Here is an 8,835-nt window from a genome sequence, read left to right on the forward strand (position 1 = left end):
CCACAGGGGTCATGCTCGGACTTGGTCCGAGCATCCATTCCGCTTGAGCCTTTGAACAGAAAGACTGTTTAAAAGCCCACGTCATGGGGCCCTGGATCCTCGGGTCAAGCCCGAGGATGACGCGGAGTGTGGGGACAGCAAGGAGCCCTTATTCCGATTTCGGCAGCGAGCCTTCGACGCCTTCGACCAGAACATTGAGGCCGAGCAGCGTGCCGTCGTCGGCTTCTTCGCCTTCGGCAAGCCACGGCGTGCCATCCTGCAGGGTAACCGGGCCGGTGAAGGGCTTCAGTTCGCCGGAAATGATTTTAGCTTCAGTCTCTTCGGCGAATTTTTTCACGTCATCCGGCATGTTGGTGTAGGGCGCCATCGTCAGGATGCCGTCCTTCAGGCCATCCCAGCTCTGCTCGGATTCCCAGGTGCCATTCTGAACGGCCTCGACGCGCTTGATGTAGTAGGGCGCCCAGGTGTCGATGATGGCGGTAAGTTGGGTTTCCGGCCCGGCTTCGATCATGTCGGAGGCCTGTCCGAACGCCTTGATGCCGCGTTCGGCGGCGATCTGCATCGGCGCGGTAGTATCGGTATGCTGGGCGAGAACGTCGACGCCCTGGTCGATCAGCGCCTTGGCGGCATCGGCCTCGCGGCCGGGATCGAACCAGGTATTGGCCCAGACCACCTTGGTCTTGAAATCCGGGTTGACCGATTGCGCGCCGAGCTGAAAAGCGTCGATGCCCATGACAACTTCCGGGATCGGGAACGAGCCGATATAGCCGCCAATGCCGGATTCGGAGATCGAGCCGGCGATCACGCCCGAGATATAGCGGCCTTCATAGAAGCGCGAATTGTAGGTCGCGACATTGTCGGCTGTCTTGTAGCCGGTGGCGTGCTCGAACTTCACATCCGGATATTTCGCAGCAACCTTCAGCGTCGGCTCCATGAAGCCGAAGGAGGTGGTGAAGACAATGGTGCAGCCGGAACGCGCCATGCGCTCGATCGCGCGCTCGGCATCCGGGCCTTCCGGCACGTTTTCGATATAGGCGGTTTCGATGTCGAGCGTGTCCTCGAGCTCCTGCCGGGCGATATCATGGGCCTGGGTCCAGCCGCCATCGGTTGCCGAGCCGACATAGACGAAGCAAGCCTTGACGTCTTCCTGGGCGCTGGCGCCGGTTGCATAAAGCCCGGCGATAATCGCCGCCGAGGCGGCCAGTGCGAAGTTCAGCGTTTTCATCGTTCACCTCATTTGGGTTGAAGGGTTCAGTCTAATCCGCCTAGCGATCCGGGACAAAGGATTTCCCGAGCGAAGCGGGCGTATTGATGAGCGTCATCCTCCGGTTCTGGGAGATGATGACGAGCACGAGGACGGTGACCACATAGGGCAGCGCCGAGAGGAATTGCGACGGAACGGCAATGCCGAAGGCCTGGGCGTGAAGCTGGCCGATCGTGACCGCGCCGAACAGATAGCCGCCGACCAGCACGCCCCAGGGCCGCCAGGAGGCAAACACCACAAGCGCAAGCGCGATCCAGCCGCGCCCGGCCGCCATGTTCTCCGACCATTGCGGGGTATAGACCAGCGATAGCTGCGCGCCCGCAAGCCCCGCGCAGGCGCCGCCGAACATCACCGCGAGATAGCGAATGCCGATGACATTGATGCCGAGCGCATGGGCAGATGCATGGTTGTCGCCGACCGAACGCAGCACCAGTCCGCGACGGGTCCTGAACAAGAACCAGGAAACGCCGGCCACGATCGCGATCGAGAGATAGAAGAAGATATCCTGGTCGAACAGCAGCGGCCCGATGACGGGAATGTCGGACAGAACCGGTATATCGAGCGAGGGCATCTTGACGCCGGGCCTGCCGACCAGGCCCTCGCCGATCATCGCCGAAAGCCCCTGCCCCAGGATCGTCAGCGCGAGACCCGTCGCCACCTGGTTGGCGACCAGCGTCAGTGTCAGGAAACCGAACAGCAGTGAAAACACAGCGCCCGTGATCATTCCGGCCATCATGCCGATCCAGGGCGAGCCGGTGGCATGCGCCGCGGTGAAGGCGCCGACCGCGCCCATCACCATCATGCCTTCAACGCCGAGATTGAGGACGCCGGCGCGCTCGCACACCAGTTCGCCGATTGCCGCCAGAACCAGCGGCGTCGAGGCCGTGATGATCGTGAGCAGAATGGCTTCGACAATCATGACGCTTTCTCCTCAACAGGCTGGCCGGGCGGCGCTTCGGACGATTTGCCCGCAAAAATCACGCGCACCTTGTAAAGGATCAGCGTATCGCAGGAGAGCACGAAGAACAGCAGCATGCCCTGGAACACGCGCGTGACCTTGTCGGAGACGCCCATGGTGAACTGCACCCCTTCGCCGCCGATATAGGTCAGCGCCAGAACCAGACCCGCGACGATCGCGCCGAGCGGATTGAGGCGGCCGAGAAAAGCGACGATGATCGCGGTGAAGCCGTAACCCGGCGAGATCTGCGGCTGCAGATAGCCGAGCGCGCCGGAAATCTCGCTGATGCCGGCAAGGCCCGCAAGACCGCCGGACAGCAGGAAGCAGAACCACACCATGCGCCGCGACGAAAAGCCCGCGAACCGCCCCGCGCGCTGCGACTGGCCGATCACATTGACCTCGAAACCCTTTAGCGTGAAGCGCATCATGAACCACACTGCAAGCGCTGCCAGAATGGCCAGCGCGAAGCCGTAATGGGCGCGACCGGAAGCCACCATTTCCGGTAGCGTCGCCGCGTCGACGAAGTCACGGGTCTGCGGGAAGTTATAGCCCTCGGGATTGCGCCACGGCCCGCGCACCAGCCAGTCGAGGAAAAGCTGGGCGACATAGACCAGCATCAGCGAGGTCAGGATTTCATTGGTGTTGAAATAATTCTTCAAAAGCGCGGGAATGCTGGCGTAGAGCGCGCCGCCGGCAATACCCATCAACAGCATGATCGGCAAAAGCAGCGGCGACGACCACTGGTAGAAATAGACCGGCACGATCGAGCCCACGATCGCGCCGACCGTGAACTGACCTTCGGCGCCGATATTCCAGATATTGGAGCGGTAGCAGACCGACAGGCCGACCGCGATCATGATCAGGGGTGCTGCCTTGATCATCAGCTCATGCAGCGACCAGACATCGAACAGCGGCCAGATGAAGAACTGGTAGAGCGCCTCCAGCGGATCCTTGCCGAGCGCCAGAAACATGATCGCCCCGAACACCACGGTCAGCGCAAACGCGATCACCGGCGACAGCAGCGAAAACAGGCGCGAGGCGCCCGGGCGTTTTTCAAGTTCAATGCGCATCGGCCGTCTCCTCGCCATGGACGCCGCCCATCAGCAGGCCGATCTTCTCCAGCGTCATCGTCTCCGACGGATAGCTGTCGGAAAGCCTGCCTTCCGAGATCACGGCGATCCGGGTGGCGATCTCGAAAATCTCGTCGAGATCCTGCGAGATCACCAGCACCGCCGAACCGGCGCGGGCGAGATCGACCAGCGACTGCCGGATATGGGCGGCAGCACCGGCATCCACGCCCCAGGTCGGCTGATTGACGATGATGACCTTGGGCTTGCGGTCCAGCTCGCGGCCGACGATGAACTTCTGCAGATTACCGCCGGAAAGCGAGCCGGCTGTCGGATCCTCGCCACTCTTGCGCACATCCATGAATTTGGAAATATCGCCGGTGCGCGCCCGCGCCACCGCCCGGCGGATCATCTTCAGCGGACCGCCCGCCAGAAACATTCCGGCCTCCGCCTCGTTGCGGGCGAGCACGAGATTTTCGGAAAGCGGCAGGCTGGTCACCGCGGCATGGCCGTGGCGCTCCTCCGGCACGAAGGCCGCGCCCAGCGCCCGGCGGAAATTGATGCCCTTGGAGCCAACCGGCTTGCCGTCGATCAGAACGCTCTGTCCGTCAGCCACCGGGTATTCGCCCGAGAGCGCGTCGAACAGTTCCGACTGGCCGTTGCCGGCAACGCCGGCGATCGCCAGCACCTCGCCGGCCTTGACCTCGAGATAGATATCCTTCAGCGCGGTTGCGAACGGGGTACGCGATGGCGCGTTCAGGCCCTTGGCCTCGAGCAGCACCCGGCCCGTGGTCATGGCCTCGGGCCGCTTGATCTCGGAGACCTCGCCGCCCACCATCATGCGCGCAAGCGAAGCCGCCGTTTCCTCGCGCGGCGTGCAGGCCCCGGTCACCTTGCCGTGGCGCAGCACGGTCGCCTTGTCGCAGATCCGCTGCACCTCCTCCAGCCGGTGGGAGATGTAGAGCACCGAGCGGCCCTCGGCTCTGAGCTTGTTCAGTGTTTCGAACAGCCGGTCGGCCTCCTGCGGCGTCAGCACCGAGGTCGGCTCGTCCAGAATGATGAGGCTGGGGTTTTGCAACAGCGCCCGCACGATTTCTATGCGCTGGCGCTCGCCGACCGACAGATCGGCCACATGGGCGCGCGGGTCGAGCGGCAGGCCGTATTCCACCGAAAGCCGGCGCGATTCGTCTGAAATCTCGGCCAGCGAAATGCCCGGATCGAGCGAGAGCGCGATGTTTTCCGCCACCGTCAGCGCCTCGAACAGCGAGAAATGCTGGAAAACCATACCGATGCCAAGCTTGCGCGCATGGGCCGGCGCTTCGATTCGCACCGGCTCCCCCTGCCAGACGATCTGGCCCGCCGAGGGCTCCAGCACGCCGAACAGCATTTTCACGAGAGTGGATTTGCCCGCGCCGTTTTCCCCAAGCAGGGCGTGGATTTCACCCCTGTCGATTTCGAGGTCGATCCCGTCGCAAGCGGCGAATGTGCCGAAATACTTCGTGAGACCGGAAACCGCCAACAGCGGTTGACCCGCCGGTTTCTTTACTTCGTCCAAACCGCCCTCCGGCCGCCGGCACTGCACCCGGACGCGATATGCGCGCCCTGCCCGCCATGGATTGACTAAAAATTAGGACTTCCCCTGCCCTGCGTATAAATGAAGCACAAACCCCGGTCGATGCGCAACGGTTTTGGCCGCTCCGCAAACAGATTCTTCGCTCAGAATTCGGCGCGCGTTTCCGCGGCCCGCGCGCCCAGCTTGGGCAGGAACTGCAACACCGCGCCGATGACATAGAGATAGATGCCGCTGGCGACGAACAGCGCCTCGATCAGTTTCGGCGCGTCGAAGGACGCAATCAGCGCATAGAACCCGGTTGCGCACCAGATGCCGAAGACGATCAGATTGAGCGGTCTCAGGCGTTTGACGCGGACGGGATGCAGGAACTGCACAGGGGCGAAGGTGAGCCCCACCGACAAAAGCACGATCGCCATCGCCACGAGCGATGACGGCTGAATGACGAAAAACGAGAACACCACCATGTTCCAGACCACCGGAAAGCCCGAGAAGAAGTTCTCGCCGGTCTTCATGCCGCTGTCGGCGTAATAGATCGCGCTGGAAACCACGATCAGCGCGGCGGCAACGAAGGACAGCGGCTCCCCGATCATGTGCGACTGATAGAGCGCAAAGGCCGGAAGCAGGACATAGGTGACATAGTCGATGATGTTGTCGAGCATGACGCCGGACCAGCTCGGCAGCACTTCGGAAACCCTCAGGCGCCGCGCGATCGGGCCATCGATGCCGTCGACAAGCAGCGCCAGCCCGAGCCACCAGAACATCGAGACGAATCGCCCCTCGGCGGCGGCCACGACCCCGAGAAAGGCCAGGAACGAGCCCGAGGCCGTCAGGATATGGACGGAAAACGCCCGGATTTCCGCGTATGGCACTTTTCGCTGACTGAACAATCCCATTCGATATCCGTTTGCTGCGTCGTGCGTTGCCGGCCTGTTCCGCCGGACGATCCGGCATGCCTACCGAATTTCAGTCCAGAATGCACCAGATCGATGCTTCCTGCGAAAAAAATCTTGGCTTTCCAGAATTTTTCGCAGCAGAAACAGCCTTGCCGCATTATATCGGTATCACAACAAATGACGAGGCTCGATTATGGCGGTGCATGAAATTGCAGTGATCGGCGGCGGACCCGCCGGTATGATTACGGCTCTGGCGCTGGCGCGTGCAGGACGCGACGTCGCCCTGGTGGCGCCCGCCCAAAGCGGCGGCGACCACCGCACCACCGCGCTCATGGACCACTCCATCGCCTTCATCAACCGGCTGGGCCTGTGGAAGGATATCAAGCCCGGGGCGGCCCCGCTCAAGACCATGCGGATTATCGATGGCACTGGCCGCCTGCTGCGCGCGCCGACCGTCAGCTTCCGCTCCGCCGAGATCGATCTGGAGGCCTTCGGCTACAATATTCCGAACACGGTACTGGTCGAAAAGCTTTCGCAAGCCGTCGAGAACGAGGCTAACATCACGCACTTCAAGGAAGCGGCAAGCGATATCGACATCGGCAAGGATGCGGTCGCGATCACGCTCGCCTCCGGTGAAAGCCTCGATGCAGAGCTGGTCGTCGGCGCCGATGGCCGCAAGTCCAAAGTGCGCGAGAGTGCGGATATCGGCACCCGCCAATGGACTTACAAACAGTCCGCCGTCGTCCTGAATTTCGAGCACGGCCTGCCGCACGGCGATATCTCGACCGAATTCCACACCCGCGGCGGTCCCTTCACCCAGGTGCCGCTGCCGGAGGCCAACCGTTCGAGCCTCGTCTGGGTCATGGCATCGGCCGACGCGGAGGCTATGGTTGAACGACCGCCGGAGGAAATCGCCGCGGCGATCGAGGAGCGCATGCAATTCCTGCTGGGCGCGGTGAAGATCGACGGCTCGGTGCAGAAGTGGCCGCTCTCCTCGCTGGTTGCAAACCGTTTCGGCAAGGGCCGGATAACGCTTGTCGGCGAGGCCGCGCATGCCTTCCCGCCGATCGGCGCGCAGGGGCTGAACCTCAGCCTGCGCGACATCATGCGGCTTTCCCGCATGCTGGACGGCATTGACGGCTCGACCATCTCGTCGAGCACCGGCGAGCGTTACGACTTCCTGCGCAAGTCCGATGTCTGGAGCCGGACGGCAAGCGTGGACCTTCTGAACCGCTCGCTTCTGGCCGATTTCCTGCCGGCACAGCTCGCGCGCTCGGCCGGGCTCTACGTGCTCTCCGCCGTGCCGCCGCTGCGCCAGTTCGCCATGCGCGAGGGCGTGCAGCCGATGCGCGGCATCAAGGCGCTGTTTGCAAGCTGACAAGCACCCAAAGGACGCCGTGACAGTAAACCCGATCAATATGAGCGACGAAACCTGGCGGCAGCTCCTTGCAGTGCGCGAAGGCAGCGCGCCGCCGCCGGGGCCCGAAGGCACGCTCTACGGGCCCATCGCCGCCTCGGGGCGATTCGTTCTGGCGCAGGTCGGCCAGTCGCTGGACGGGCGCGTGGCGACGCCTTCGGGCGACGCGCGCGATATTTCGGGGCCAGAGGGGCTGGCGCACCTGCATCGATGTCGCGCACTGGTCGATGCCGTGATTGTCGGGGAGAACACCGTCAGTTGCGACGATCCGCGCCTCTCGGTGCGCCTCGTCGACGGGCCCGACCCGGTGCGCGTGGTCATCGATTGCCATGCGCGGCTGAGCGGACCGGAAGGTCTGTTCCAAGACGGCGGCGCGCGGGTCATCGTTTTCCAGAGCGCCGAGGCCCGTCGCAACGATCTTCCGAATGCCGAAATCATCCGGCTTCGCCCCGAGAGAAACGGGCTTTCGCCGCAGGAGATGCTGACGGCGCTTTACGGACTCGGCCTGCGGCGCGTGCTGGTCGAGGGCGGCGCGCGCACGATTGCCCGCTTCATCGAGGCCGGGTTGGTGGACCGGCTGCATGTCGCCGTTTCGCCGCTGATCATCGGATCGGGTCCGAGCGGAATTTCCCTCTCCCCGGTCGAGCGCCTTTCGAGCGCGCTCCGGCCAGAGGCCCAGATCTACAGTCTGGGGAGCGACATCCTGTTCGATTGCCCGCTCAAGCCAATTGTCAGACCGGCAGGGCAATGAGATCAGTGTGACCGACCTCACATCGGCTTTCCGGCGCGGCGATGGCGGAGAGGCGGAAGGCAAGCCAGTCCTCGATCTCGGTCTCGCCATGCATCGACATTTCCAGCAAGGGCCGACGAAATCCTGACAGAAAGGCCTTCTGCAGCGCCGCGTCCTTTCCGTCCAGCAACCATGGGCTCTTCATCACATCGACCTGGTATCCTCCGTCTTCCAGCAAAAGATGCAGACAGGGGCTTGCCCCGGGCCCGAGCGCCGTGCCGAAGCCCTTGTCGGTCTTCTGGTGGCGGTTGAAGGCCTCGACCATATCGTCATCGAGCGGATGACGATGCGTCCAGCGTATGATGCCGTCATAGTTCAGCGCCGCATAAAGACCGCAGCCTTGAGCGACGATTCGATCACTGAAAGCTACACAGAAGTCTTCCGAAACCAGATCGAACAGGGCCGAGGCCGTCACCACCGAAACGCCTTCCAGCGGCAATTGCTCAAGGTGGTTGAGGTCGAACTGACGGAAGGCGACCGCCGCCTCGCCACCGATAGTGTTCTCCGCCTGCTCGAGCAGAAGCGGGTCATGGTCAAGCAGCAGCCAGCTTGTGCCTTCCGGCACATGGCTTTTCAGACTGCGCCATGTCGAGCCCGTGCCGCAGCCGATATCGACAATCGCCGGCGCCGGCATGGCCTGCAGATAGCGCGACAGCTTGTCGATCAGAGCCGGGGCGCGGGCGGCTTTGTCCGCCGGTTCGCGCAGCGTCAGCCATTCGGTTTCAAAGCCGCTCATGCGATCGCCTCCAGTGCCTCGGAAATGGTACGCGCCGTATCATCCCATCCCGGCAACCTTTCGCCCGCGCGCCGGGCCGCCGCCGCCATTTCGGCGTGAAGCGCCTTGTCGGTGATCATCCTTTCGAGGGCTTCGGC

The 8,835-nt window shown here is 63.1% G+C and carries 8 protein-coding genes; 2 read left to right on the forward strand and 6 right to left on the reverse strand.

Annotated features, from left to right (window positions below):
• Positions 1-148: 148 nt before the first annotated feature.
• The 5 genes from B4E36_RS10265 to pcsA all read right to left on the reverse strand — a co-directional run bounded on the left by B4E36_RS10265 (position 149) and on the right by pcsA (position 5,755).
• Positions 149-1,225 carry a BMP family ABC transporter substrate-binding protein gene (locus tag B4E36_RS10265; protein ID WP_292055541.1) on the reverse strand — a complete coding sequence of 359 codons (1,077 nt, stop codon included), beginning with the start codon at positions 1,223-1,225 and terminating at the stop codon, positions 149-151.
• 40 nt (positions 1,226-1,265) lie between these two features.
• The gene (locus B4E36_RS10270) at positions 1,266-2,183 is read right to left on the reverse strand and encodes an ABC transporter permease (protein WP_292055542.1); all 918 of its coding nucleotides are present in this window, start codon (positions 2,181-2,183) and stop codon (positions 1,266-1,268) included.
• Positions 2,180-3,292, reverse strand: a complete 1,113-nt coding sequence (locus tag B4E36_RS10275; protein WP_345900309.1) for an ABC transporter permease — start codon at positions 3,290-3,292, stop codon at positions 2,180-2,182. The genes B4E36_RS10270 and B4E36_RS10275 overlap by 4 nt, the downstream gene beginning before the upstream one ends.
• Positions 3,282-4,844 carry an ABC transporter ATP-binding protein gene (locus tag B4E36_RS10280; protein ID WP_292055544.1) on the reverse strand — a complete coding sequence of 521 codons (1,563 nt, stop codon included), beginning with the start codon at positions 4,842-4,844 and terminating at the stop codon, positions 3,282-3,284. The genes B4E36_RS10275 and B4E36_RS10280 overlap by 11 nt, the downstream gene beginning before the upstream one ends.
• A 161-nt stretch (positions 4,845-5,005) precedes the next feature.
• Positions 5,006-5,755 carry a phosphatidylcholine synthase gene (gene pcsA / locus B4E36_RS10285; RefSeq protein WP_292055545.1) on the reverse strand — a complete coding sequence of 250 codons (750 nt, stop codon included), beginning with the start codon at positions 5,753-5,755 and terminating at the stop codon, positions 5,006-5,008.
• Positions 5,756-5,948: 193 nt separating this feature from the next.
• On the opposite strand from pcsA, the gene B4E36_RS10290 reads away from it, so the two are divergent.
• Together B4E36_RS10290 and B4E36_RS10295 are read left to right on the forward strand one after the other, a co-directional pair.
• Entirely contained in the window at positions 5,949-7,133 is a 1,185-nt protein-coding gene (locus B4E36_RS10290; RefSeq protein ID WP_292055547.1) for a UbiH/UbiF family hydroxylase, read from the forward strand.
• Between the two features lie 19 nt (positions 7,134-7,152).
• A complete protein-coding gene (locus tag B4E36_RS10295; protein ID WP_292055548.1) occupies positions 7,153-7,923 on the forward strand; it encodes a RibD family protein in 771 nt (256 codons plus the stop codon).
• Here the strand turns inward: B4E36_RS10295 and B4E36_RS10300 are convergent.
• Positions 7,904-8,698, reverse strand: a complete 795-nt coding sequence (locus B4E36_RS10300) for a methyltransferase domain-containing protein (protein ID WP_292055549.1) — start codon at positions 8,696-8,698, stop codon at positions 7,904-7,906. The genes B4E36_RS10295 and B4E36_RS10300 overlap by 20 nt on opposite strands.
• Between the last annotated feature and the right edge of the window lie 137 nt (positions 8,699-8,835).

The organism is Martelella sp. UBA3392, from assembly GCF_002358775.1.
Taxonomy (GTDB): Bacteria; Pseudomonadota; Alphaproteobacteria; order Rhizobiales; family Rhizobiaceae; genus Martelella; species Martelella mediterranea.